The sequence below is a fragment of the Wohlfahrtiimonas chitiniclastica genome, from assembly GCF_002252325.1.
GTDB classification, from domain to species: Bacteria; Pseudomonadota; Gammaproteobacteria; order Cardiobacteriales; family Wohlfahrtiimonadaceae; genus Wohlfahrtiimonas; species Wohlfahrtiimonas chitiniclastica.
The window spans coordinates 716,017-741,406 of sequence record NZ_NEFL01000001.1 but is presented as its reverse complement, the minus strand read 5'-3'; the positions used below and the strand labels follow the sequence as shown (position 1 = coordinate 741,406).

Genomic DNA, 25,390 nt, shown 5'->3' with positions numbered 1-25,390 from the left:
TAATTAAAGAACTATAATAGAAAGGATATTACGCATGCACTTAATTAAAGATCAATTGGTTAAACATCCAACTCAACCACAATGGGGAGTGGGCGTCGTGATTGAAGATAGTCGTCATGACATTGTTGAAATTTTTTTTACAGAATTAAATGAAACCAAAAGATTGTCTTTGAGTCGAGTCCAATTAGAACCCATTGAAGATGCTAGCTTTCGACACCGCAATTTAATTGTTAGGAACCGTAATAAAAATATTAAAAGCTTAATCGACTATTTTTTAGAAGTTTTTCCAGCGGGATTCGATGATATTAAATATATTGAAAACGAGCGGTTAGATAAAGAATTAATCACTAGATTGGCAGCAGAATGGTTATCTCAAGACGTTATGCATGATGCTTTGCAGAATAAAAATTTTGAGTATATTGCTAAAAGTGCACAGAAATTAATCAGTCGCGATAAAATGCATTTAATTTCTACATTTGAAGTGATTAAGTTCAATGATGCATTGAAACATCAATTGCATCAGCAAAATTTTGCTTATGGATTATATGATTTGCTTTATGGGAATGAGAGTGATTTTCAAGATAATTTTATGAAATTCTCAGAAGTTTTATCAGAGATGGATGCTCAAAAGTGGCCGATTATGACGTTTTTTCTTTTTGTTTTTTATCCACACAAACATATGTTTGTGAAGCCAAGCATTACACAAGATATAGCAAAAGTGTGTGATTTTAATATTCAATATAAGCCTGAAGTGAACTATTTAACATATAAGAAAATACTGATGTTAGCTGAGTCTATTAAAACGCATTTGATCAATGCATTTTTACCACCTAAAGATATGATAGATGTACAGTCTTTTATGTGGAGCGTTGAAAAATATTAGTTTACGCATTGTTATTTGGTTGCTGACCATAACTTTAGAGCCATGATGCTTGTGAATTAAAACTTTTTATGACTCATAAAACTAAAAAGTTAGGAAATATAAATTTATTTTTATAAAAATGTTCATAAAGTATAAATGTAAGCTATATTTATTTAAATGTAAATATAGTGGAAGAATCATGAGTCAATATAATTTAGCAGAGTTAAAAAAGATTGCGGGTTTTAAAGTGGTGTCACTGGTGGATGTCAATAGCGGAGTCGCCGTTGCCTCGGAAAGCGCGACGGATTTTGACATTGTGCTCGCCTCATCAGGCAACGCTAAAATTGTCAAAACAAAGCGCGACGTTGCCAATAGCCTCAACTTAGATGATGAGATCGAAGACATTTTGATCACGCTTGGTAAAGAGTATCATTTAATTCGTTTATTAAAGAAAAATACCAACTATTTTCTTTACTTGGTGTTAGATCGTGCTGAAGCCCATTTAGGTTTGGCAAGACTCGATTTAAAAGCTTTTGAAGCACAGTTGGATTTTTCATAAAATACACAGTTCAATGGCGATCACCCTTTAGATTAGGTGCTTTACATACGATTTAAGAATATAATCCTTCTTTAGTTAGAAATTTTGCAGGTCAATAGAGGGCAGTATGGGAAAGAAGCGTTTAACAAAGGGTGTCATCATCGAGGATAAGGACAAAAAAGTGGCAGAAGTCTTATTAGACTTAGACCGCAATGCCTCGGATGATGAATTTATACTGGGATTTAAAAAGAAATTCCCGCAAGATTGGCAAAGGGTCGAAGCCCGTTATGCTGAGTATGAAAGCCTTGTGAAAAAGCGCAACATCCCACCGATGGCGCGCCCCTTTCAATATGTGCTCAATGCCGCTAGAATCATTCGTTCGCGCTATCAGCATGGTGAGGATTTGCAAGAGATCCTTAAAAAACTCAATGCGCCAAAGCCTGCCTTCATTGAGGCAGAACCTGCGGATCAAGAGGCACTTTTTAAAAAGCTCAACGATGCCCACAGTTATGAAAAACGCATTGATGCCATAAAAAAACTCGGTAAATATAAATGCCCAGCAGTGGAAGCGGCGTTTTTAGAGATCATGAAAACCGATCCCGTCAATGATGTGCGAGAAGCTGCTCATGCACGCTTAAAAATTTTTGGTTATGACATCAGCAGCCCACGCAAAGCGCCTGCGTATGTGGATAAGGATCTGCATGAAAAACTATTGGAAGTGGCCAATTCATTGCATGAGGATTTCTCCTATGAGCGCTTTGAATCGAAGTTTCGCACCATTTTTCCTTTAGAGTTTGACATGCACAAGTATCAGAAGAAGGGGGAGTTTAAAAACTGGCTCACCGTTCAGATCAGACAACTGCCAAGACATCACGAGTACGAATAAAAAAAGCCCCATTTGGGGCTTTTTTTATGCAACCGTTTAGGCAATTTCAGGATTGCCCACCGGGTGATATGCACGGTTGAAGTACACCAAACCTTGATTGTGTTCACTTTGACCAATGGCCACAATTTGGCAAATGAAGATGGCATGGGTGCCCACTTCTTGAATGTGCTCAATCTTGCAATCAAAGCTCACCAGTGCATCTTCTAGCACCGGTGCACCAGTTGCTAAGGTTGTCCAATTGCCAAACTCAAAGCGCTCTTCAGGGCTCATTTTTGAGGAAAAAACAGTGGAGATGTGTTGATGATGAGCGCTTAACACATTGACCGTCAAAACTTTATTGGCAATGAAGTGTGCATGCGAGCTTGCCGATTTATTCATACAGACCAACAGGGTTGGCGGTGCATCTGTCACGCTACACACAGCCGATGCTGTAAAACCATAACGACCGGATTCACCCACTGTGGTCACCACATTGACCGCACCTGTTAACAAAGACATTGCATTTCTAAAGTCTGTCGCTTCAACCATGACTATTTTCCTAAATTGAGTGGAGCTCTTTGCGGATGATCTCAGCGCCAGCACTCAATGCATGGAGCTTGCCGCGCGCTACATGGCGAGCAAGCGGAGCCATGCCACAGTTTGTGGAAGGATAGAGTTTATCTGCATCTACAAACTGAAGGGCTTTGCGTAAAGTGTCCGCAACTTCTTCTGGGGTTTCAATGACATTTGTGGCCACATCGATGGCGCCCACCATCACTTTTTTGCCGCGAATGAGCTCAAGCAGATCCATCGGCACGCGTGAATTATGGCATTCTAACGAGATGATGTCGATGTTAGATTGCTGCAATTTTGGAAAGGCCTCTTCATATTGGCGCCATTCTGAGCCCAATGTTTTTTTCCAATCGGTATTCGCTTTGATGCCATAGCCGTAGCAAATGTGTACCGCTGTTTCGCATTTTAAGCCTTCAAGGGCGCGTTCTAAAGTGGCGATGCCCCAATCATTAACCTCATCAAAGAAGACATTAAACGCAGGTTCATCAAATTGAATGATGTCAACGCCGGCTGCCTCAAGCTCTTTGGCCTCTTGGTTGAGGATTTTGGCAAATTCCCAAGCCAATTTCTCGCGGCTCTTGTAATGACCATCATACAAGGTATCGATCATGGTCATGGGGCCTGGCAATGCCCATTTGATCGGGCGGTCGGTGTGTTGGCGTAAGAATTTGGCATCGTCCACAAACACAGGTTTTTGGCGGGACACTTCGCCAACGACGCTCGGCACACTCGCCTCATAGCGATCACGAATTTTAACGGTTTCGCGTTTTTCAAAGTCCACGCCGTTTAAATGTTCAATGAAGGTGGTCACAAAGTGTTGGCGAGTTTGTTCGCCATCGCTGACGATGTCAATGCCCGCATGGATTTGATCTTGCAAAGCGATCAATAGGGCATCTTCTTTTGCCTCTTTGAGCTGTTCGCCCTCTAATTTCCAAGGAGACCAAAGTTTTTCAGGTTCGGCAAGCCAAGAAGGTTTCGGTAAGCTGCCTGCGGTAGAGGTGGGTAATAATCTTTTCATAATCGTTGTCTATCCATGAGGTGAATTAAAGGTCGTACGTTGCCGCCCATTGTTCAAGAATCTCTTTGTGAGGCAAAATGAAGTGTTCTTCGGTAAATTTGCCCTGTTTAACGGCCAATTCGCTGCGTTCTTTGCGATCATACACGATTTGCGTGAGGGAGAAATCTTGGTTGTTTAAGCTTGGCTGATAGACCGCGCTCGCTGCTGAGTTTGCATTGTAGATCTCAGGACGATAGATTTTTTGGAAACTTTCCATCGTGGCAATGGTGCTGATCAACTCAAGATTGCTGTAATCGCTCAATAAATCCCCACTGAAATAGAAGGCAAGTGGCGCTTTACAGTTGTGCGGCATAAAATAACGCACCTGTAAGCCCATCTTCGCAAAATATTGATCCGTTGAGGAAAACTCATTTTGCACATATTCAACGCCGAGCACAGGGTGCGTATTTGCGGTGCGATGATAAGTTTTACTGCTCGCAACGCTTAAGCAAATCACAGGCGGTTTTTTAAAGTTGTCTTGATATGCCTTTGAATTGACAAAGTATTTAAAGAGTTTGCCATGTAGATCCCCAAAGTTTTCAGGCAAGCTGAATTCAGCTTTGTCTTTATTGTGATCAAGCAGCAACACACTAAAGTCATAATCACGCACATAAGATGAGAAGCTATTGCCCACCATGCCGTCAATGCGTTGATTGGTTACGTGATCTATGATGTTGGTTTTTAAAATCTCGATGATGGGGAAGGTTTCGCCGTTGTTTTCCACATCAATGTCCACGGAGATGATTTCAAGCTCAATGGTGTAGCGGTCACCTTTTGGATTGTCTGAATGGGCTAAGTCATTGAAGCGACTGTTCATCATCTGCAATGTTTTGCGCAAGTTCTCTTGGCGGCTCTCGCCTCTTGCTAAGTTCGCAAAGTTTGTGGTCAAACGTGTGCTGTTTGCAGGATGATAATTTTCGTCGAAATCAATGCTTTTGACGGAACATTTAAAATTTGTACTCATAGTGTTCTAGCCCCTAATGCCTAAAGATGAAACTTAAAATTTACTGTTGTATTGATTTATATCTAAATCAATGCATGAAAAAAAATGATTTAATTTCATAGAACGATGAGGAAAATTCATCAATCAAAAGATGGACCTTGATAAAAGGCGCTTTTTGGGCAAAAGGTGTGGTGAGTGTTCGCAATTTTTTATTTTAAATTTATAATCAAAGGGCAGCACTCATTCACAACTAAACAATAAAAGAGTCGAATATGAAAAAATCATTAAAAATGGCGGCAGTGATGTTGGCAATCTATGGTACAGCCTCTGTACCTGCAATGGCGGACGGCAATAAAATCTCAGAGGTATTCTCTTATGACATGATCGGTGTGGACATTGCATATTTAGAAAATTTAATCGGTCCTGCTCGTAAAACCGAGCAACACACTCAGACAAAAACGTATCTTGTGGATCATTGTCCATTAGACGTTCAGACGCGCGACGGTGCGGTCGATACCTTAAGGGTCACCATTGGCGGAAAATGCCAATTTGTATTGAATAATATTTTACCCTCATATGAGAACATTTCGACGCGTGATGTGGTCTTTGGATTATCAGGACCGGTGACGTATTATGCCGATTGCTTTGGGATCAATTGCGGCAATGCTTATGATCCTTCTGTGTATGAGCTGTATGAAGGTTCACATGCGGAAAATTGGCGGGAGTTATTGTTAAGTTCCGTCAATGCCTCCTATGAAGCTGTGTCACGTTGGTCAAATATTATGGAGGCCAATGAAGGTGTAGATTGGATGATGGACAATCGTTTTAACTGTACACCAAACAAATACAGTGATGTTGCCGAGCAAAGCCTGAAGGGGCAGCCGGTGGATCGCATCATGATTGGTTATAACCTCGAGCAAAAAGCAGACTTAAAATGGGGATGTGAAGAGGTCAATCCTATGAGTAATGCTTCTCCCGTCACTCATTCATCTACACAAACTGAAGCGCCAAATATTCCATTTCAATTGGTGGCAAATGTGAGCGATGATTATCAATATATAGGTTCAAAAGTGTTAAGTGGGCAATTATTATATTAGCCGAATGAAATGGATGGTTATCGCTTTGAATTTCGAGTTGATCCATATGACCAAGGTGTATTGCCTGAGAAGGCCACCATGACAACCTATGTACTAGATGGTGTGACGGTTGAAAATGCAGGGCATTATTTTGGCATTAAAACAGATCTGACAGATCCAAAATTTGAATCAAAATTGTGTGCGCTAACAGGGCCAGTCACTTTACAAATCGTGGGCATTACGCTTTCCATTCCACCTGAAGCCCATTGGTATGCCAATATGAATTTCACGAGAGTTTTATCTTCAGGACCATTTAGAATGGGTTGTGAAGAGCAATAAATAACTTTGAATCAAGCCCTGAAAAGGGCTTTTTTTATGGGGAATATCTAGAAAATCCCAAGTCGCATCTTCTTAAAGTTTGTCATGATTTTTTTACCAATATCCACATGATTTTTATGTAAATTTACATGAAAAACGGGTGCATAAAAACGTTGCCAATTTAAAATTTATAGTGCAGAATTAGCGCCCGCTAGTTTCTAGCGGTATTTAAATTATTTTTTTCACGGAGGGCCATTAGATATTACAGCATGAGGTTGTACTATCTGGGCATTGATAACTTAACAATTACTGTTAGATTAAAAGAACAAAGAAAATTGAATCAATTAGATTTATGACCTAGATAAATCTAAGCATAATGTATCATTAGGTGGATAGTTAGAAAATTCAATCCAATGCGTGCTTTTATTACCACAGTAGAACTTTTTTCAGAGGGTTTGACATGGGAACAACACCATTATCAACATTTGATAATCAATATTACATCGACAGACAATCACACTTCGAGTCTAATGCACGAAGTTATCCTAGAAAATTTCCGATCTCCATCAAAAAAGCACAAGGTGCTTGGCTTGAGGACGTAGAAGGAAAGCGTTATCTAGATTGTTTGGCAGGCGCGGGCACTTTAGCCTTAGGTCACAATCATCCAAGCATTATCCAAGCCATTAAAGACGTTTTAGAGAGCGAGTTGCCATTGCACACGCTTGACTTGACGACGCCTTTAAAAGATCAGTTTTCTGAGACGGTTTTAAGCTTATTGCCAGGCAACAGTGACGATTGGCGTTTACAATTTTGTGGCCCAACGGGTGCAGATGCCAATGAAGCGGCCTTTAAATTGGCAAAAACAGCCACGGGCCGCGCCAGCATCATCAGCTTTACAGGCGGTTATCACGGCATGACCAATGGCACATTGAGCGCCACGGGCAATCTTGATGCCAAAACCCCCATTTCAGGTTTAATGCCTTATGTGCAGTTCATGCCATATCCTTATGCGTATCGTTGTCCACTTGGCATCGGTGGCGAGCAAGGGGAAGTGGCATTGGCAAACCTGTTTGAACGCATGCTCACAGACATCGAAAGCGGGATCACCAAACCTGCTGCGGTGATTTTAGAGGCGATTCAAGGGGAAGGCGGTGTTGTGCCAGCGCCAGCACATTGGTTAAAGCGTGTGCGTGAGGTGACCGAGCGTTTGGGCATCGTATTGATTTTAGATGAAGTACAAGCAGGCATTGGTCGCAGCGGCGATTTCTTTGCATTCGGTGAATCTGGCATTGTGCCGGACATGATCGTCATGTCTAAAGCCATTGGTGGCGGTTTACCGATGGCGGTGGTTGCTTATCGCGCAGAATTGGACGTTTGGAATCCAGGGGCGCACACGGGCACATTCCGTGGCAATCAATTGGCGATGGCAACAGGTTTGGTGACCTTAGAGATGATCACCAAACAAGGCGTACAAGAGAATGTACAAATTGCTGGCAAAGCCTTAAAAGAGGGCTTATTGGCATTGCAAAAAAGCCATCCTTGCATTGGTCAAGTGCGCGGGCGTGGTTTGATGCTCGGGCTTGAAATTGTGGATGCAAATGGTCAAAAAGATCCGTTAGGCAGCTTACCTTATGCGCCTGAATTGGCGGTGGCGTTACAGCGTGCATGCTTTAATGCTGGCTTAATTGCAGAGCGTGGTGGCCGTCATGGTTGCGTATTGCGCTTTTTACCGCCATTGACGTTATCTTTAGATGAAGTGGCGTTGATTTTAGAACGTTTAGACATCGCGTTGACGCAAATCTCTCAATAGGATCGGGACATGAACAAAGACATTACCTTAGGCATCACCGAAACCGGTGAGGCAGGGGCAAACACTTATCGCCAATTAATGACAGAAGCGGTGTCCATTGCCGCCGATTGGTTAGAAGATGGCAAAATGTACGATGGCATGCCGATCGAAACGCTGCGCAGTGCGCTCAAAGAGATTGAGCTATTGCCAAACGATGGCATCGGTGATCAGGCCGCGCTGAAAGAGGCGAATCAATACTTCTTGCAGCATGCCTTACAAGTGCACCATCCATTGTGTTCTGCCCATTTGCATTGCCCAACGACGTTGGCATCACAATTGGCAGAGGTGTTGATCAATGTATCGAATCAATCCATGGATTCGTGGGATCAAAGCCCATCTGCAACACTCTTTGAAGAACGCATCATCACAGAATTGCGTCGCATCATTGGTTATCCTTCTGGCGATGCAGGTATTTTCACCAGTGGTGGCACGCAAAGCAACTTTATGGGCTTATTGTTAGCCCGTGAATATTGCCTGAAAACCTTTCCACAATATGGCAAAGGCTTGTTGGTGGTGATCTGTTCGGCACAGGCGCATTTTTCTGTGCAGCAATCCGTGTTGCTCCTTGGCTTTGAAGAGAGCTGTGTGGTGTCTGTGCCGTGTGATGATGGCGGGCGCATCATTGTGGAAGCGCTCGCGGACACCTTAGATGATTTAGCCGCACAAGGGCGTAAAGCCTTTGCCATTGTGGCCACTGCAGGCACCACCGACACCGGGGCGATTGATGATCTGACGGGTATTGCAACGCTCGCACAGCAGCACCAAACATGGTTGCATGTTGATGCGGCATGGGGTGGCATTTTGCTCTTTTCTCATCAGTATCGTGACCGTTTAGCCGGCATTGAGCACGCAGATTCGATTGCGCTTGATTTTCATAAGCAATTTTTACAAACCATCAGCTGTGGTGCATTTGTCTTAAAAGAGGGTGCAAATTATGAACTCATTCGCCGCCATGATGATTATCTCAATCCCGTGGAAGATGAGTTAGAGGGTGTGCCAAATTTGGTGAGCAAATCCATTCAAACCACGCGCCGTTTTGATGCCCTCAAACTCTGGATGAGTTTGAGAAGCATCGGGGCTCAGCAATATGGTGACATGGTGGATTATTCTGTGGATTTAGCGCAACAAGTGGCAAAATATGTGGATGAGTCTGAGCATTTTGAGCTCGTCAATTCCACACAGATTGCCAGTGTGCTCTTTAGAATTAAGCCTGAATCATTAGACGGTAAAGACAGCACAAAAACCCATCGCTACATTGCTCAGCTTCTGTTTGATGAAGGGCATGCCAATCTAGGCATTACGCGCCGCGATGGCATTGTGACGCTAAAAATGACACTCTTAAATCCGCACACGCGCTTTGAGCATGTTAAAGGCTTATTGTCCACGATTGAAAAATTGGTGGGCTGTTAAGTGAAGAAAAACCGCTGATGTCAGCGGTTTTTTATTTAATACCATGCATCAAAAATTTTCTTGCTCAAATAGGCGCTTAATAATAAAGATGCAATGAGGCAAGCGAACAAAATATAAATGGGTGCACTGTTAAAATCAGGATTAATGAGTAAATAAGCGTATTGGATTAAACGTGGCGTGGTGAGTGGGTGGGGATTGGCAAGGGGTGGAAGGATTGAATAATAGAGCGCGATTGATAGCCCAAAAAATATTGATACGAGCCCTGAACCAATATCTTTGATGACTTTTCGCTGATTATTTAAACATGCATTACATAATGGGCGCCCAGGTTTGATGTGTACCTCTTCACATTTAGGGCAAAGCGGACGATTGTGCTGCAAATGTTGTTCAGACATGATGATTTCCTAATTTATTATTGTTGTCATTTGTGTTTTATTTATGCGAGCAATTATTCATGAAAATCACAGTTTAAGCAAGTCAGTGTACATGACTATTTAGAGAATATGTTATGTTGAATATCATTTGCAATAATATATTTTATGTGTATAAAGTATTCTTAGTAGTATATGGGTTAAAGTACGTTACTGAATGAATATTTTAAATAAAAACATTTAAGAGAATTAATGATTAGATACAAATTGCAATGTGGAAAAGTATTAGAACAAGAATACTTAGTTGCTTATGATGAGCAGACTTTTGGTGGCTTATCTCCTATTGTGGTTGCAATTTTACGACATAATTACTCAAAATTATTTAATAAGCTTTGTCAATTAATCTTATTGTTGATAACAATCGATATTTATATTGCACCATTTAGGCAAGCATATCGTTGTAGTAATTTCTGTCATGATGGTGAGGACCCTCAAAATTAAAAATATTTTCTGAATTGATTCAGAGCATTATGTTGTGTCACTAGGATGCAACTTAACATTATTTTTAATACATTTTAAAAAGGGTACCTATGAAAGGGATTATCTATTTTGTTATAAAGGCAGCGATTGTGTTGTGTTTATTTTCTGCTGCATTTTTTGTATTCAATATTTTTTCTATGAAAAAATATTTCTTTTTTATATGGTTCAGAGATAAGAAATTTGCCAAGAAGATTAAAAAAATTCTAAGGAAAATAGATAAAACACTTTTGTGAATTTATTTTTGATATAAATCATTTTAGGTTATGAGGTCTATATAGCTTCATGACCTATTTTAATTTAGTTAATTGTTTTGCAAAAAATAATCTATATCTTTTATAGGGTAATCCTTATTTTTGTATAAAAAGTAATCAAAATTTGTAGGAATTTTTTCCATTCATGCGCCAAATAGAAAAATCAGAGTAGACTGTTTGATCATTGATTGCAGTTGAGATGTTTTCTAATTTGTACTGAATTACCCCAACTAGGAAGAAGTTAAACATGAGATTACACAACGTAGAAGATCAGAAGTCTTTAACGCCAGAATTGGCTTTGTCGTTTTTAAAAGAGGGCAACAAGCGCTTCATCGCGAACCTTAAAGCCCACAGCAACTTGTTAGAGCAAGTGAACGAAACGAAAGCTGGGCAATTTCCATTTGCCATCATTTTAAGTTGTATTGATAGCCGCACCTCTGCGGAGTTGATCTTTGACCAAGGGCTTGGCGACATCTTCAGCGCACGCATCGCGGGCAATGTGCTCAATGATGACATCATCGGCTCGATGGAGTTTGCCTGTAAATTGGCGGGTTCAAAATTGATCGTGGTGCTAGGGCATTCCCATTGTGGGGCGATTACGGGCGCTTGTAAGGGGGCTAAATTGGGACATTTGACCGATCTTTTGGCAAAAGTACAGCCTTCGATTGAGCACGTGAAAGTGCATCATGCAGACCTTGACATCACATCAAAAGAAGCCGTGGATAAAGTGGCATTTCACAATGTGGAATACACAATTGATCATATTTTAGAGAAAAGCACCGTGTTAAAAGAGATGTATGACCATGGCGACATTGGCATTGTCGGCGCGTTTTATAAAGTGGAAACGGGCGAAGTGGATTTTGTCAAAGAGATGTTCAATGAGAAAAAATAAGCCCTAATGTGCATCAAAGACCATTTCAAATGTTTGAAATGGTTTTTTTATGTTTATAATACGGAACAACAGCATTCATCTAACAACAACAAAAAGAGACATTATGGCCTTTATCATACCCACCATTAAAAGCTCAGAAGGGTCGATGACCGCGGGGGAAAATCGTTTCGCAAGACGCTTACAAGATAAACTCGATGACGACACAGTGTGTTGGTTCAACATTCCGATTCATGGTTATTATCCTGATTTTGTGCTTTTTCATCCTCAGCGCGGTTTATTGGTGCTGGAAGTCAAAGATTGGAAAATTGATAACATCGAGATTTTTTCACGTTTACATGTAGCGCTGCGCAATGTGCCGGAGGTTTTGAAGGAAAATCCTTTAGAACAAGCAAAACGCAGCAGGCGCGAGATCGTTAAGCAATTAGGGTCAGGTTTTCTAGCACAGCATCGCATTGCCTATGGTGAGGGTGTGGTTCTGACAAACATTACGCGCAAAATGTACTGTGAGGCACGCTTTGATGAAGTGTTGCCAGGGCATTTAGTGATTTGTAGTGATGAGATGTACGAAAGCGTCCCGCCCGAGCAATTGTCAGCACAGCTTTGGGGCATGTTGCCTTTTCAAATGCAGACAACCCTCAATGATGCTTTGATTCAGCGCATCCGTGGGACATTGTACCCTGAGATCTGCATTCCCTTAAAACAAGCGGAACTCTTTAGTCATGAGATTGTCGAGGCTCAAGCGCCCGAATCGATGGGCATTTTAAAGGTGATGGATCTTCAGCAAGAGCAACTCGCCCGCAGTCTTGGCGTTGGGCACCGCATCATTCATGGTGTGGCGGGCTCTGGTAAAACGGTGATCTTAAAGTATCGCGCTGAGTATTTGGCCAAAAGCGCCACGCAACCCATTTTAGTGGTGTGTTACAACAAATCATTGGCGCAAGATTTAACGCTGTATTTTGAGCATAAAAACCTCAGCGATAAAGTGCATGTCTATAGCTTTCATGCTTGGTGCAGCGCGCAGTTAAAGGCGCATGGTTGTCAAAAGCCCCCAAAGGAAAATAATATCGATCTGTATTGCCAATCATTGGTGACGACGGTGCTGAACCATTTAGAGAATAAAAGCTTGCCAAGGCAGCAATATGCTGCAGTGTTGATTGATGAGGGGCATGACTTTGAAGCCGATTGGTATAAAATCATGGTGCAGATGCTCGATCACACTGAAACATTGCTCATTTTGTATGATGATGCCCAATCCATCTATGGGGTGGATAAGAAGAAGATTAAAACTTTCTCGAGTGTGGGCATCAATGCTAGAGGGCGCACCACGATCTTACGCACAAATTACCGCAATCCTTGTACCGTGCTGGATTTTGCCAAGCGCTTTTCAGACAATTACATTGCCCATGAAGGCGATGAGGATGCCGTACCATTGTTAGAGCCTAAAAGTGCAGGACGCATTGGTGTCAAACCATTGGTGATGCGCATTCAAAACAATGATTATCAAAAAGAGGCGCATTACATTGTCGAAGCGATGGTCAATGAACATAAAAATGGTCGTCCGTGGCAGGACATGGCTGTGATCCACCGTTATACTTTTTTCAGTGATGCCATCAGAAAGGTCTGCTATTTTAAAAGTGTGCCCATTGCCACAGAGGAAAACAGGATGCAGGGCGTGCGTTTTATCACCATGCATGCGTCAAAAGGGTTAGAGTTCCCATTTGTGTGCATTCCTTCGGTGGGGCGTCCTTATCGACATAATGGTGAATTATCCGATGAGGCAAAATTATTGTACGTGGCCATCACCCGTTCGACGGATAAATTGTTGGTAACGTATCATGATGATTCGATCTTTTGCCCAAAATTGTTAGAGGCGGCTGTCAGCAGTGAATCATAAACCGCTGGCTGCGTAAAATTTATTCGCTTAAGTTGCTGATTATTTATGCGATTTTTCCCGTTTCATAAAGAAAAAAAATAATATACAGAAGCTTCCTGATGATTCATCCCGGAAGCTTTTTTAAAAGTGGTCATTTTTTCTATTCTCAAAGGCTGATGGTTGCGCATTTTAGGTGTGATAACTCAATGAAATAATCGATAACTGTTTGCCATTCATTTAAGTTTTAAATTGTAATTTTGTCATTTTTATCAGTATAAGAAGAATCCATTCATCGACGGATATTAATGCCATGACAATTGACAAACTTTTAGATGCTTTAACAACGTGTGGTTGGTATGTCTGGGATGATTTTTTATCCTCATCTAGCATTTCTGAGATTAAAGCTGCCATTCCGGAAGATGCTTTGCAAGCAGCGCGCATCGGCCATCAAAGCTCATTACACAACAATAAAAATGTGCGCGGCGATTTAACCGTGTGGTTAGATCCTGACATGGGGGAAGCCATCGAACACTATCTGATGAAAATGGATGCGGTGCGTTTAGCCATGAATGCGGCGCTCTATATGGGATTAAAAGAGTTTGAAACCCATTTTTGTCGCTATCCGAAAGGGGCTTTTTACCAAAAGCACAATGACAATCCTCGTTCTCAAAGCCGCCGCAAAATCACCACAGTGTTGTATCTCAATGAAGATTGGCAAGCGGGCGATGGTGGCGAATTGGTGGTGTATGATCAGCAAGACAATCCGCTGATTACGCTTGAGCCGGTGGCTGGTCGCATGGTGTTTTTCCTATCGGAAGCCTTTCCCCATGAAGTTTTACCCACACAAACCACGCGTGAAAGCATCGCCGGTTGGTTTTTGAATTGATGTATACTAAAGCCTTTCATTCCTGACAATCATTCGGTAAAGAAGGCTCGCAATGACGACAGACGATCATACCCGCACCCCCGACACCGCTAAACCCCGTTCTAAAAAGAGCCAATGGCTCTGGTTGATTGGTTTATGGGTGGGGGGTGCTGTATTTATGTATGGCTTAGCTAAACTCACCAAATTATTAATGCAGGCCGCAGGGCTCGCCACTTAACACATACGCGCGCCTGTATTGGCTTTGACGCGAATGGTGCGGTAAAGGGAATCAGCCTCTGCCGTATTGTGTCGCTTTGCGCCCAATTTAGCGCCAATAAAGCCCGCTAAAAAGCCAAGGGGAATGGTGATAATGGCGGGTACCGCTAAATCCACCAATGGCGCACCTGTGAAAATGGCGTGCCCAGACTCTGACCAGATGTTTGGCCCCATCGCCCCTAAGATCAAACAGGACAAGACGCCTGTTGCGATCGCAGCGACCGTGCCTGTTGAGTTAAAGTCCTTCCAATAGATGGTGTATAAAATCACCGGTAAGTTTGCCGATGCGCCAATGCAGAAGGCAAAGGACACCAAGAAAGAGACGTTTAAATTCTGCGCAAAGAGGGCAAGGAAGATGGAAAGAATGGCAATCGCGATGGAGCCTAAACGGCCGGCGGCCACTTCTTGCCCTGCGCTGAGTTTGCCATCTTTGATGATCTCGGCATAGATGTCATGGGAAATGGCAGAGGCACCCGTCAACACAAGCCCTGAAACCACCGCTAAAATCGTTGCAAAGGCCACCGCACTGATGAAAGACATCAACACTTCACCGCCCAAATATTTAGCAAGGAGCGGTGCGGCGGTATTGCCCGCTTTGCTTTCGGCTAAAATGCTCTCAATGCCCACAAAGTGTAATGCCCCAAAGCCCAAAAAGATGGTCAAAGAGAAGAAAATGGTGGTGATCCACGTTGCCCATGAGATGGAGGCGCGCGCCGTTTTGGCATCTTTCACCGTGAAAAATCGCATCAAAATGTGTGGCAAGCCCGATGTCCCGAGCACCAGTGCCATCATCATGGAAATCGAATCAATGGAGCTTGAATACTTCATGCCGGGGATGAGGAAGGATTCGCCATTGTCTTTCGCAATGGTGTCGAACATATGCGTGATGGAGTAGCCAAATTTATGGAACACCAAGCCCGCCAATAAGCCTGTACCAAAGAGCAATAAGACCGCTTTGATGATTTGTACCCATGAGGTTGCCGTCATGCCGCCAAAGAGTACATAGGTTGTCATCATCACGCCCACGATCAATACCGCAATCCAATAATCAATGCCAAATAAAAGCTTGATCAATGCGCCCGCACCCACCAATTGGGCGATCATGTATAAAATCACGATGATGATGGTGCCGCCGGCTGCCACGCCGCGCACGCGTTTTTCATTAAAGCGCGCCGTGAGCATGTCTGCCAATGTGTATTTGCCAAGGTTACGCATCGGTTCGGCGATCACATAGAGCAATACAAGGTTCGCGACAACATAACCGATGGAGAAGAAAAAGCCATCAAAGCCCGTTAAAGCGATCGCGCCAGAGACGCCTAAAAATGCAGCCGCAGAGAGATAATCTCCCGCGATCGCAAAGCCATTTTGCCAGCCGGTTAAGCCGCCGCCTGCGGTGTAGAAGTCTTTTGCTGAACTCATGCGCTGCGCGGCGATGTACGTCACCACCAAAGTGAGCCCCACAATGGCTAAAAAGAAGCTGATGGAGATCCAATTCATGGCTGACCTCCTTGCATCTCTTCAAATTTTTGTAAAACAGCTGCAGATTCACGGTCAAATTGACTCGCTTTACGCACATAGAGCGTACACAACACGATCGTCATTAAAAATAGACCGGCAGAATAGAACCAAACCCCTGTAATTGCGCCCACAACTGGGGTTTGCAAAAAGGGTTGAAACGCCAAAATGGGCAACAAAATATAGATGAATAAAAAACTGCCTGTGACAGAGAATAAAAAGATGTTCTTGCGGCGAACAAAGTGATTAAACTCAGGCATCTCCTCGATGGCGATGAACTGCTGGTACGTCAAACCGTCATGCTGTTGATCTGTGCTATCAGACATAGCATCCTCCTCATTGTTATCAATCATTCATTATGTAGTTATCCTGTTATTCAGGTGGTTAGCGCCAGTAATCTTTGGATTTATAGTGATTATTTAAAGGCGGCATTTGTGACGCTGTCTTTAAAATGGAGCTATTTTGTAGTATCTGAGAATATAAAAAATTGTCAAACAATATTTAATGTTCAAGTTTAAATTTATTGTGAATAATGATGTGTTTTATTGGCTTTAATGGCTATTTATGTTGTGTTTTAGGTGGTCTTGTTGTTTTTTATATTTATAAAATAATGGGTGTTTAAGTGAAATTTATGGTGAAAATAAATCCATTTAAAATGATTTTTGGAAAAATAAAAGGGTATTGATGGTCTAAAAAGGTTATTTTTCGACAAAAAACTACAAAATGACAACATAAAAGGCCGATAATGTTGCCAACAAGGATCTACGCGACTGCCATGAAATTTGTTACAATCTGCGTAGAAAATACTTTCTGGAGGAGAAAGTGGCATTTCATATTATGATTAAATAGGAATTAAGGACGATCTATGTTATCAATTTTTAAAAAAAAGGCAGATAAAGCACCTACAGAAACTGTGCCATCTGTCAATTTATTTGATGTATTGGCATTATCGAATCAAGCGACAGATAAAAAATTACAAGAGATTATATTAAAACTTGATGAATGCAGCTCTAATGAACTCAATTATGTGGCATGCGCGTTGTTAAAAGCACTTGAGTATGACTCACAAATCATAGATGGTGTGCATGATAAAGGCATTGATGTGATTGGTTTTAAAGACAATCATCGCGAAGTGGCGGTACAATGCAAGGCATGGAATCCTAAAAAGGCAACTGAACGGATTAATGTAAAAGATGTTCAAGCATTTAAGGGGTGTGTGCTATCTAGCAATTACCAATATGGTCTATTCATCACCACCCATTATTTTTCTGATCCTGCGCTTAAAGAAGAAGATGATCGTTTAATGTTGATTGATCGCAAGGCATTATACAGTTTACTCAATCGATATTTTCCAAGCATTATGGCAGATTGTTACTATCGAGAAACTTTGAAAACCTTATCAACGTGTCCAAAATGCAATAGCGGAAATCTATTGAAACTCTACGCAAAATCAAAACGTGTTTATTATCACTGGTGTGAAAACTGTGATGAACGCATTTTTAATTTTAAAAATAAAGCAGCAGAATAATGCTTCTATTGTAAGGAGTCATCATGACCCCATTCAACGTGGTTTTTCACATTGACGAGTTGGAAAAATGGCCACGAGTGATGGCCAATGTCAATAATCTCATCAAAGGGCTAGATGAGCCGTATGACATTCGCATCGTTGCCAATGGTGCGGCTGTTAAAGGGTATTTAGCGGCTGAGTATGCCTCAGCATTTGTAGATCTGACTGATTTAGGTGTGACACTGAACATCTGCCAAAATTCTATGAATGGCTTTGAGATGAGTCCATCAATGCTGCCAAGCTGCATCACCATTGTGCCTGCTGCGGTAATTACATTAGCACGCTTACAGCATCAAGGATTTGCCTACATTAAGCCATAATTCATTATGGTTACATCTTTGAAATAGAAAATCCCTGAGCATGGCTTGGGGATTTTTTTATGTGCGTTCAAATTATAAATACATACTATACATATATGTTAATAAAAATATTTCTTGCCATCTGTCACAGGGGGTGCTATAAATTTTGAACGATGTGAATCGATTCAATAAAAATGATGATCAATGAAGGAGGAAAGGATGTTCAGTGGATTGTTGGTGGGCGCGTTGTTTGGCTTTATTTTGCAGCGTTCCCGATTTTGTATGACAGGTGGCTTTCGCGACATCTATTTAACGCGCAATCACACATTGCTGTATGCGTTTTTGATCGCGATTTCAGTGCAAGCGGTGGGTGTTTATGCATTGGTGGAAAGTGGTCATTTATCGATTGCGATTAAAGATGTGTCACTCATCAGCGTCATCGGTGGCAGCTTGGTTTTTGGCATTGGCATTGTGTTGGCAGGTGGCTGTGCAACGGGCACATGGTATCGCGCGGCAGAAGGCTTAATTGGCAGCTGGATTGCCTTGATTTTTTATATGTTATCTGCGGCGGTTGTGAAATACGGCGCACTCAAAGAATTTTATGGTGAAGCAAAAGGCATTACATTGATCAATAACTCGGTGGCAGAAACCTTGCATGTACCACAGTGGGCATTGATTGCAGCATTGGTTGTGGTGACGACAATTTTGGTGGTGCGTCATTTGCGCCGCCCGAAAGTGATTGTGCCAAGTTTACCAGCTCAACGCACTGGCATTGCGCATCTGTTATTTGAAAAACGCTGGCATCCCTTTGTGGCGGGTGCTGTCATTGGTGTGATTGCTTTGATTGCCTGGCCATTGAGCACCGCCTCCGGTAGAAGCGGCGGACTTGGCATTACCACGCCGTCTGCAAACATTGTTCGCTTTTTAGTGACGGGGGATGCGAGTGTGATTGATTGGGGTGTCTTTTTGGTGCTCGGTATTTTCATCGGCTCATGGATGGCAGCAAAAGGGAGTCGCGAATTTAAATGGCGTGTGCCCAGTGCCAATATTCTCATCACCAGCTGTTTAGGCGGAATTTTGATGGGCTTTGGTGCAGGATTTGCCGGGGGCTGTACGATTGGCAATGGATTGACCAACACCTCAATTATGACGTGGCAAGGTTGGTTAGGATTGTTGTTTACTATTTTTGGGGTGTGGATTGCCGCTTACTTTGTGTATGTACGCCCACGCCAAGTGGCGCTTAAAACCGCTGCGGCATGATCAATTGAATGACCATTTAGAAACATTAAGGAGAAATATATGGCAGTGTATGAATTAAAATCCCTCGGTATGGTGTGCCCATTTCCGTTGTTGGAAGCGAAAGATAAAATCAAAACATTATCCGTGGGGGATGAGCTTAAAATTGAGTTTGATTGTACGCAAGGCACAGAAGCCATTCCACGCTGGGCAGCTGAGTCAAATTATACCGTCAAAGATTATGCACAAATTGGTGATGCGGCCTGGACAATCACGGTGGTCAAAACCCATTAAATGAATCTGGCATTAAAAAACTCACGCATCATGATCGGTGCGTGAGTTTTTTTGTATCATCGCTGATTATGCATCAGTGGATTTGGCGTATTTAGCCATTAAAAACATTGAAAGGAGGGAGGCGAAAATGCTTAAACCACCTAAGAAGTACAAACCTGCGGCATAACTGCCGGTGGCATCGCGCACCAATCCGATGACAGATGGTCCAATGAAGCCGCCTAAGTTACCAATGGAGTTGATCATCGCAATACCAGTGGCTGCTGCTGCGCCCGTTAAAAACATGGAGGGCAATGACCAAAATGGCGCTTTAAAGCCATAAATCCCGATGCCCGCGACAGAAACCGCAATGATCGCCATAGCAACGGCCGTTTGTGCATAGAGGTAACCTGCGGTGACTAAGCCCACACCGGTTAATAAAATCGCCACCAATAATAGTAAAAATGGCGCTTTAAATTTATCTGTTAAAAAGCCAAAGGCTAAGCTGCCAAGGACGCCCACAAAATAGGGAATGGAGGTGATCCAGCCAATTTGCATGTTTGTAAAGGTGCCTTGCTCTTTAATGATGCGTGGTAAAAAGCTTGATAAACCAATGTTTGCCGTCACGTTTGAGATGTAAATGATGGCCAAAATCCACACAATCGGATGTTTTAAGGCAAGCGAGAAGTGCGTGCCTGCTTTTTTCGCGATGCTTGCGCTCTCCGCATCTAAAACACCTTGTAGATATGTTTTTTCTTCAGAGGATAACCATTTGGCATCTTTTGGGCAATCGGGCATGGCAAATAAGAAGAGCAAACCCACAAGCACAGTGGGAATCCCTTCGATGATGAATAACCACTGCCAGCCATGTAAACCACCGATGCCATTTAATCCCAATAATGCTGTGGAGAGCGGTGCGCCCACGGCAAGAGAAAGGGGGATGGAGAGCATGAACACAGAGATGATGCGCGCACGGTATTCCTGTGGAAACCAGAAGGTTAAATATAAAATGATGCCAGGGAAAAAGCCTGCTTCAGCCGCGCCTAATAAAAAGCGCATGATTAAAAAGCTCACATCGCCTGCAGCAAATGCCATACAAGCAGACACTAAGCCCCATGTGATCATGATGCGTGAAATCCAGCGGCGTGCCCCAAATTTTGTGAGTAAAAGGTTGCTTGGCACTTCAAACAAAAAGTAACCGATGAAGAAGATGCCTGTGCCATAACCGAATAATTTAGCGGATAAGCCTAAATCTTCCATCATGGTCAGCCCCGCAAAGCTGATATTGACGCGGTCTAAGTAGGCCAAAACATAGGCAAACAATAACACCGGCATTAAGCGGATGAAGGCCTTTTTAATGACCTGTTGTTTAAGTCGATCGTCGTGATGTGATTCCATATTAACTCCTTTTTTAGTTGTGTATGGCCAGCGACTTTTTTCTGGCCAACGCGGCAGAATATCAGATTGATTTGATCTCGCGCAATATCAGTGTTATGAATGGTCAGATGAATTTAAAAAATGAATCACACAATGACTATTGGAGGAATCATGCGAGCTTTATTAAAAATATTTGGGGTGATGGGGTTATTGATGATCCATCATTCAACGGCATGGGCAGACAATGCTGCACCTGTTCAATCGGTGAAGCAGTTTGATGTTGATCGCTATCTTGGCACATGGTATGAAATCGCGCGTTTGCCCAATCGCTTTCAAAAAGCGTGCGTGAAAGGCAATCAAGCCCATTATGAGAAGGTTGCGCACAATATCGGTGTGACCAACCGCTGTCAAATGGATAATGGTGAATGGAAAACTGCAGAAGCGATGGCCTATCCACAAAATGCCATCGGCAGTGAACTAAAGGTGAGCTTTTTACCAAAATACCTGCGCTGGATCCCTTTCACTAAAGGCGATTATTGGGTGATGCGCATTGATGAGGATTATCAAGTGGCGCTTGTGGGCGAACCATCACGGGAATTTTTATGGATTTTAGCGCGCACGCCCACCATTGATCCTGTGGTGATTGAGGATTACTTAAAAACCGCCACAGAGCAGGGTTATGATGTGCGCACAATGATCATCCACGAATAGGGCGAATTAACCGTGCAATCTGTCACATAAATGCTAGAATTGCCAAGCGCCATACTCATGGCGCTATAGCGTTGCCATTACAAAAATAGATTAAGGTTCCAAGTGAGTTATTTATCCATTGAATTTGCGGCGGCTTTTGTGCCGTTTTTTGTGCTGTACTGGTGTTTGCGCCTTGTGCCTGCACTTCAAAATGCCCTGTTATTGATCGTCAGTTATGTATTAATCGCACTCTTTAATGTCGATTTTGCCCTCATTCTTGGGGCATATACAGTGGTGATTTATCTCTTATCAACAGGCATTGCTTACAGCCCACATCGCAAATTATGGCTCACGGTTGCCATCATTGCGGCCATTGGTAACCTTGCGGTATTTAAATATTATAATTTCTTCATTGCCGAATTCATGCGCCAGCTCGCAGCATGGAACATTGATCTCTCCATGCCGATTGCCGAGATTTTATTGCCCATTGGCATCTCATTTTACACCTTTCATTCCATCAGTTATTTGGTGTCTGTGTATCATCAAGAAGAGAAAATGCCCGTCAGCTTTTTTGACTTTGCGCTCTTTTTATCCTTTTTCCCAAGTGTGATCGCAGGGCCGATTAATCGCGCGAAACTGTTTTTACCCCAAATTCAGCAACAAACGCCGCGCACCGTGCTTGAGCCAACGCGTGCGATGATTTTGATTGTGAGCGCTGTCATTAAAGTCTATTGGCTGAGCGCATTTTTATCCTATGAATATGTCAAACCCATTTTTGATAACCCAAGTGCTTATCACACCTTTGATTTGATTTTGGGCTTATGGGCGTATGCGTTTGAGATCTATTTTAACTTCTCGGGTTACACAGATTTAGTGACGGGCATTGCGCTCCTGTTAGGCTTTCGCTTGCCACAAAACTTCAATGTGCCGTACATGGCAAATAATTTAAAAGAGTTTTGGCAGCGCTGGCACATCAGTTTATCGACATGGATTCGCGATTACATTTACATTCCATTAGGCGGCAGCCGCGGCGGCTTTACACGCACACAGATCAATGTATTGATCGCGATGGTGCTCTCTGGCATTTGGCATGGGGAGACGCTCACCTTTTTAGTCTGGGGTGTGATTCATGGTGTGGGGACAATTGCCTTAAACATTGGCGATCGCTTTTGGAAAAAAGATGGCATCAGCAGTTTTTCACCCTTTTTGGCGCGCTTTTTGATGTTCAATTACATCTGTTTAGGCTGGCTGTTTTTCAGAAGCGCCACATTGAGCGATGCAGGTGATTATGCATTGGCAATGGTGAGCAATTATGGGGATGTGATGAATCATCTTAAGACCTTGGCCATTTTAGTGGCGGGCGTTGCGGTTTATTACGCGTATCCGTGGCTCTTAAAAGGCATTGCATGGATTGAGAAAATCATTCATATGATCCATTGGACGGTGTTGCCTTTTGTGTTGATTGTGGTGCTCGTACTTGTGATTGACTGGGCGCCTTCTGGCATTCCACAATTCATTTATGCCAGCTTTTAGGAGGATGCCATGATCATATTGAGAACATTATATGTATTATTGGTGACGCTTGCCGGTGTGGTTTACTGTTATTATGCATCCATCAACACTTATTGGACACAAACCCATCACACTGATTCTCCAATGGTGCAATTAGAGCAATGGTGGCGTGGACAACCTGCGATTGTGGCAGAGGTGAGTGAAGAGACGATCGACCCCATCGTCGAGCAAGAGACACAAGCAGAAATTGTTGAAAGCGCAGAACAACGTGAGTCATTAGAAACGGTGGAAACAATCGAAACCGTTGAAGAAACCCCAGTGATGGACACGCCTGCCATTGTGTTAGAGTCCCTGCATGATCGCGAGGAACTGATCCGTGATAATGAAACGGATCATGAATCTGATCTGTCAATCGAAAATCCACCGAAAACGTCAGAAAACATTGTATTAAGCGCAGGGGATCAACTCTTTTTTGTGGGCGACTCATTAATGCAAGGCGTTGCACCAAAGGTGAAGCAGACGCTGTACAAAGCGCATAAAATCGGCGGCATTGATTTAAGTAAACAGAGCACCGGTTTATCGTACCCAAAATTCTTTAACTGGCCGCAAGTGGTGGAAGAAACCCTACAAAAAAATGCCAATATTAAGGCGATGTTTGTCTTTTTAGGGCCGAATGATCCATGGGATTTTCCGGTCAAGGGACAAAAATATTACTTGCGTTTTAAAAGTGAAGCATGGGAAGCGGCGTATCGTGAGCGCATTCAGCGCATTTTAAAGGCCGCGCAGAGTAAACACATTCCTGTGGTGTGGCTTGGCGTGCCGTGTATGCGTAAAACGAAGCTCCATAAAGATGTGATTTATTTAAATGGCTTGTATGCCGATGAGGTCAAACGTTTTAATGGGCATTTCATCCCGACGTATGATTTACTAGGGTGCAGTGAAGAAAAATACAGTGCCTATGCAAAAACCGCGCAAGGAAATGCTAAAGTAAGAACGGATGATGGCATCCATTTTACAGTGAGGGGTCAAAAGATGCTCGCAGATCGCATCATTGAAGAACTCACCATAGAATCAACTGCAGAGGAAACGAAATGATGAATTTAACCAAAGCATTTTTGGTGACAACATTAGTGGGATGTTTATTGGGCTGTCAAAGCACCGATGCATCGAATGATAACTTTTTGCGTGAACAAGGCCCTGGCATTGAGGACTTTGGCGATCGCAATGGCAGCGCATTGAAGGCAAAAATGCGTGATTTATTGCAGTATCAAAACTCTGTGGTGACAATGACGCAATTTGGTGATTCCCATACAGCAGCTGATTTTTTCACAGGGCCGCTGCGTGAATTGATGCAAAATAAATTTGGCAATGCTGGCATTGGCTGGGTGACACCGATGCAGGTCAAAGGACAACGCCATGCGCTTATGTCTTGGCAGCCCTCGAATTGGGAAGTGATGAGCAGTCGCAATGTCAATCATCTTGATTTCCCGATGGGGGGGTATGTGGCAAAGCCGCTTCGTAAGGGCAGCAGCTTATTGGCCACCCTCAATCAAGAAGAATTAACGCGTGGCATGTGGAATGTGCGTTTGATGGTGAAAAGCACCAAGCCTGAAGCGATTGCGGTGGAAGATATGAAAAACCGCATCCGCGTTTCAGATGGTCTATTGTCTCGCCCATCAAATGGCTGGCAGATGATCGATTTATTGACATATCTGCCCTTTAAAATCGATGCCATAGATGAGTCTGCCGAAATTGGCGGCATGTGGCTACAGCGCTATCAAAAGCCAGGCGTGATTCTTTCAGGGATTGGCACGAATGGCGCACAGCAATCGATTTGGAATAAATGGTCACCGCAGTGGTTAGATGAACTTGCAGCCACCACAAGTGACTTGGTGATTTTAGAATACGGCACCAATGAAGCGTTTAATGATACGCTTGATGAAAAAGAGTACCGCAAAAATCTCCACAATAGCATTCAAACGGTGCGCAAAACCTTACCGAATGCCGCCATTTTATTGGTGGGTGCATCAGATTCCATTAAAAATGGCAATGGCACACGAGAATGTACGGATAAACAGCCACCCTCTTATGCACAGGTGAAGAAAATTCAGCGCGCGGTTGCACAGTCCGAAGGTGTTTTGTATTGGGATTGGCAAAAAGCAATGGGCGGAAAATGCAGCATGGAGCGTTGGGTCAGTCATGATTTAGGGCGCCCAGATTTGGTGCATTTATCGCCAAAAGGCTATGAGCTCAGTGCAAAAATGTTGTATAAAGATTTGATGAAGTATTTTGGCCTTGCGCCATAATCACCGGTGCATTTGATTGTGTAAATGTATGATCAGCTTATTGGGATTTACGCATAAAA

27 protein-coding genes are annotated in these 25,390 nt (G+C 42.9%); 20 read left to right on the top strand and 7 right to left on the bottom strand.

Going from position 1 to position 25,390, the window contains the following annotated elements:
* Positions 1 to 34: 34 nt before the first annotated feature.
* The 3 genes from B9T10_RS03450 (at position 35) to B9T10_RS03440 (ending at position 2,286) form a co-directional block, all read left to right on the top strand.
* On the top strand, positions 35 to 883 hold the full coding sequence (locus B9T10_RS03450; protein WP_094488421.1) for a DUF3553 domain-containing protein: 849 nt from the start codon (positions 35 to 37) through the stop codon (positions 881 to 883).
* Between the two features lie 178 nt (positions 884 to 1,061).
* Entirely contained in the window at positions 1,062 to 1,421 is a 360-nt protein-coding gene (locus B9T10_RS03445; protein WP_008315114.1) for a hypothetical protein, read from the top strand.
* Positions 1,422 to 1,527: 106 nt separating this feature from the next.
* On the top strand, positions 1,528 to 2,286 hold the full coding sequence (locus B9T10_RS03440) for a HEAT repeat domain-containing protein (protein WP_063455067.1): 759 nt from the start codon (positions 1,528 to 1,530) through the stop codon (positions 2,284 to 2,286).
* 36 nt (positions 2,287 to 2,322) lie between these two features.
* Here B9T10_RS03440 and B9T10_RS03435 read toward each other — a convergent pair whose 3' ends face one another.
* Genes B9T10_RS03435 through B9T10_RS03425 form a run of 3 tightly spaced genes read right to left on the bottom strand, consistent with a single transcriptional unit; the run spans position 2,323 to position 4,859 of the window.
* Positions 2,323 to 2,814 carry a flavin reductase gene (locus B9T10_RS03435; RefSeq protein WP_008315110.1) on the bottom strand — a complete coding sequence of 164 codons (492 nt, stop codon included), beginning with the start codon at positions 2,812 to 2,814 and terminating at the stop codon, positions 2,323 to 2,325.
* Between the two features lie 10 nt (positions 2,815 to 2,824).
* Entirely contained in the window at positions 2,825 to 3,856 is a 1,032-nt protein-coding gene (locus B9T10_RS03430; protein ID WP_008315108.1) for a methionine synthase, read from the bottom strand.
* A gap of 25 nt (positions 3,857 to 3,881) precedes the next feature.
* Positions 3,882 to 4,859, bottom strand: a complete 978-nt coding sequence (locus B9T10_RS03425) for a DUF1852 domain-containing protein (protein WP_063455066.1) — start codon at positions 4,857 to 4,859, stop codon at positions 3,882 to 3,884.
* Positions 4,860 to 5,110: 251 nt separating this feature from the next.
* Here B9T10_RS03425 and B9T10_RS03420 point away from each other — a divergent pair, with 251 nt between their 5' ends.
* The 4 genes from B9T10_RS03420 (at position 5,111) to B9T10_RS03410 (ending at position 9,491) form a co-directional block, all read left to right on the top strand.
* Positions 5,111 to 5,935 (top strand): hypothetical protein, encoded by an 825-nt coding sequence (locus B9T10_RS03420; protein ID WP_246782144.1) that lies wholly within the window; start codon positions 5,111 to 5,113, stop codon positions 5,933 to 5,935.
* A gap of 9 nt (positions 5,936 to 5,944) precedes the next feature.
* Entirely contained in the window at positions 5,945 to 6,253 is a 309-nt protein-coding gene (locus tag B9T10_RS10280; RefSeq protein ID WP_246782143.1) for a hypothetical protein, read from the top strand.
* A gap of 439 nt (positions 6,254 to 6,692) precedes the next feature.
* Positions 6,693 to 8,042, top strand: coding sequence for a diaminobutyrate--2-oxoglutarate transaminase family protein (locus B9T10_RS03415; RefSeq protein WP_008315102.1), 1,350 nt, complete (start codon positions 6,693 to 6,695; stop codon positions 8,040 to 8,042).
* A gap of 9 nt (positions 8,043 to 8,051) precedes the next feature.
* On the top strand, positions 8,052 to 9,491 hold the full coding sequence (locus B9T10_RS03410; RefSeq protein ID WP_094537799.1) for a pyridoxal phosphate-dependent decarboxylase family protein: 1,440 nt from the start codon (positions 8,052 to 8,054) through the stop codon (positions 9,489 to 9,491).
* A 35-nt stretch (positions 9,492 to 9,526) separates the two neighbouring features.
* Here the strand turns inward: B9T10_RS03410 and B9T10_RS03405 are convergent, their stop codons facing one another.
* Positions 9,527 to 9,886 (bottom strand): hypothetical protein, encoded by a 360-nt coding sequence (locus tag B9T10_RS03405; protein ID WP_094537797.1) that lies wholly within the window; start codon positions 9,884 to 9,886, stop codon positions 9,527 to 9,529.
* Between the two features lie 228 nt (positions 9,887 to 10,114).
* Between B9T10_RS03405 and B9T10_RS03400 the strand changes: the two genes are divergently transcribed.
* From B9T10_RS03400 to B9T10_RS10160, 5 genes are all read left to right on the top strand, one after another.
* Positions 10,115 to 10,363, top strand: a complete 249-nt coding sequence (locus tag B9T10_RS03400) for a hypothetical protein (RefSeq protein ID WP_039949929.1) — start codon at positions 10,115 to 10,117, stop codon at positions 10,361 to 10,363.
* Between the two features lie 537 nt (positions 10,364 to 10,900).
* A complete protein-coding gene (locus tag B9T10_RS03390; RefSeq protein WP_008315094.1) occupies positions 10,901 to 11,545 on the top strand; it encodes a carbonic anhydrase family protein in 645 nt (214 codons plus the stop codon).
* Positions 11,546 to 11,648: 103 nt separating this feature from the next.
* Entirely contained in the window at positions 11,649 to 13,439 is a 1,791-nt protein-coding gene (locus B9T10_RS03385; protein ID WP_008315093.1) for a DEAD/DEAH box helicase, read from the top strand.
* A 289-nt stretch (positions 13,440 to 13,728) separates the two neighbouring features.
* Positions 13,729 to 14,304, top strand: coding sequence for a 2OG-Fe(II) oxygenase (locus tag B9T10_RS03380; RefSeq protein ID WP_094537795.1), 576 nt, complete (start codon positions 13,729 to 13,731; stop codon positions 14,302 to 14,304).
* A gap of 52 nt (positions 14,305 to 14,356) precedes the next feature.
* Positions 14,357 to 14,521, top strand: coding sequence for a hypothetical protein (locus tag B9T10_RS10160; protein ID WP_179220622.1), 165 nt, complete (start codon positions 14,357 to 14,359; stop codon positions 14,519 to 14,521).
* On the opposite strand, the gene B9T10_RS03375 is transcribed toward B9T10_RS10160, so the two are convergent.
* Positions 14,518 to 16,056, bottom strand: coding sequence for a solute symporter family protein (locus B9T10_RS03375; protein ID WP_008315087.1), 1,539 nt, complete (start codon positions 16,054 to 16,056; stop codon positions 14,518 to 14,520). The two genes, B9T10_RS10160 and B9T10_RS03375, sit on opposite strands and share 4 nt — an antisense overlap.
* On the bottom strand, positions 16,053 to 16,400 hold the full coding sequence (locus B9T10_RS03370; RefSeq protein ID WP_063455058.1) for a DUF485 domain-containing protein: 348 nt from the start codon (positions 16,398 to 16,400) through the stop codon (positions 16,053 to 16,055). Before B9T10_RS03370 ends, B9T10_RS03375 begins: the two co-directional genes overlap by 4 nt.
* A 539-nt stretch (positions 16,401 to 16,939) precedes the next feature.
* On the opposite strand from B9T10_RS03370, the gene B9T10_RS03365 reads away from it, so the two are divergent.
* From B9T10_RS03365 to B9T10_RS03350, 4 genes are all read left to right on the top strand, one after another.
* Positions 16,940 to 17,602, top strand: a complete 663-nt coding sequence (locus B9T10_RS03365; protein WP_082818386.1) for a restriction endonuclease — start codon at positions 16,940 to 16,942, stop codon at positions 17,600 to 17,602.
* 23 nt (positions 17,603 to 17,625) lie between these two features.
* Positions 17,626 to 17,961: a DsrE family protein gene (locus B9T10_RS03360; RefSeq protein ID WP_094537794.1), complete on the top strand. Its 336-nt coding sequence runs from the start codon at positions 17,626 to 17,628 to the stop codon at positions 17,959 to 17,961.
* A gap of 198 nt (positions 17,962 to 18,159) precedes the next feature.
* Positions 18,160 to 19,200 carry a YeeE/YedE family protein gene (locus B9T10_RS03355; RefSeq protein ID WP_094488433.1) on the top strand — a complete coding sequence of 347 codons (1,041 nt, stop codon included), beginning with the start codon at positions 18,160 to 18,162 and terminating at the stop codon, positions 19,198 to 19,200.
* Between the two features lie 39 nt (positions 19,201 to 19,239).
* Positions 19,240 to 19,470, top strand: a complete 231-nt coding sequence (locus B9T10_RS03350; RefSeq protein ID WP_018121886.1) for a sulfurtransferase TusA family protein — start codon at positions 19,240 to 19,242, stop codon at positions 19,468 to 19,470.
* 66 nt (positions 19,471 to 19,536) lie between these two features.
* Here B9T10_RS03350 and B9T10_RS03345 read toward each other — a convergent pair whose 3' ends face one another.
* The gene (locus tag B9T10_RS03345) at positions 19,537 to 20,844 is read right to left on the bottom strand and encodes an MFS transporter (protein WP_094537792.1); all 1,308 of its coding nucleotides are present in this window, start codon (positions 20,842 to 20,844) and stop codon (positions 19,537 to 19,539) included.
* A 150-nt stretch (positions 20,845 to 20,994) separates the two neighbouring features.
* Between B9T10_RS03345 and B9T10_RS03340 the strand changes: the two genes are divergently transcribed.
* The 4 genes from B9T10_RS03340 to B9T10_RS03325 all read left to right on the top strand — a co-directional run bounded on the left by B9T10_RS03340 (position 20,995) and on the right by B9T10_RS03325 (position 25,331).
* The gene (locus B9T10_RS03340; protein ID WP_094537790.1) at positions 20,995 to 21,534 is read left to right on the top strand and encodes a lipocalin family protein; all 540 of its coding nucleotides are present in this window, start codon (positions 20,995 to 20,997) and stop codon (positions 21,532 to 21,534) included.
* Between the two features lie 102 nt (positions 21,535 to 21,636).
* Complete coding sequence (locus tag B9T10_RS03335) at positions 21,637 to 23,046, top strand: MBOAT family O-acyltransferase (RefSeq protein WP_094537788.1); 1,410 nt, start codon at positions 21,637 to 21,639, stop codon at positions 23,044 to 23,046.
* A gap of 9 nt (positions 23,047 to 23,055) precedes the next feature.
* A complete protein-coding gene (locus tag B9T10_RS03330) occupies positions 23,056 to 24,120 on the top strand; it encodes an SGNH/GDSL hydrolase family protein (RefSeq protein WP_094537787.1) in 1,065 nt (354 codons plus the stop codon).
* A complete protein-coding gene (locus B9T10_RS03325; RefSeq protein ID WP_094488437.1) occupies positions 24,117 to 25,331 on the top strand; it encodes an SGNH/GDSL hydrolase family protein in 1,215 nt (404 codons plus the stop codon). Before B9T10_RS03330 ends, B9T10_RS03325 begins: the two co-directional genes overlap by 4 nt.
* Positions 25,332 to 25,390: the final 59 nt, after the last annotated feature.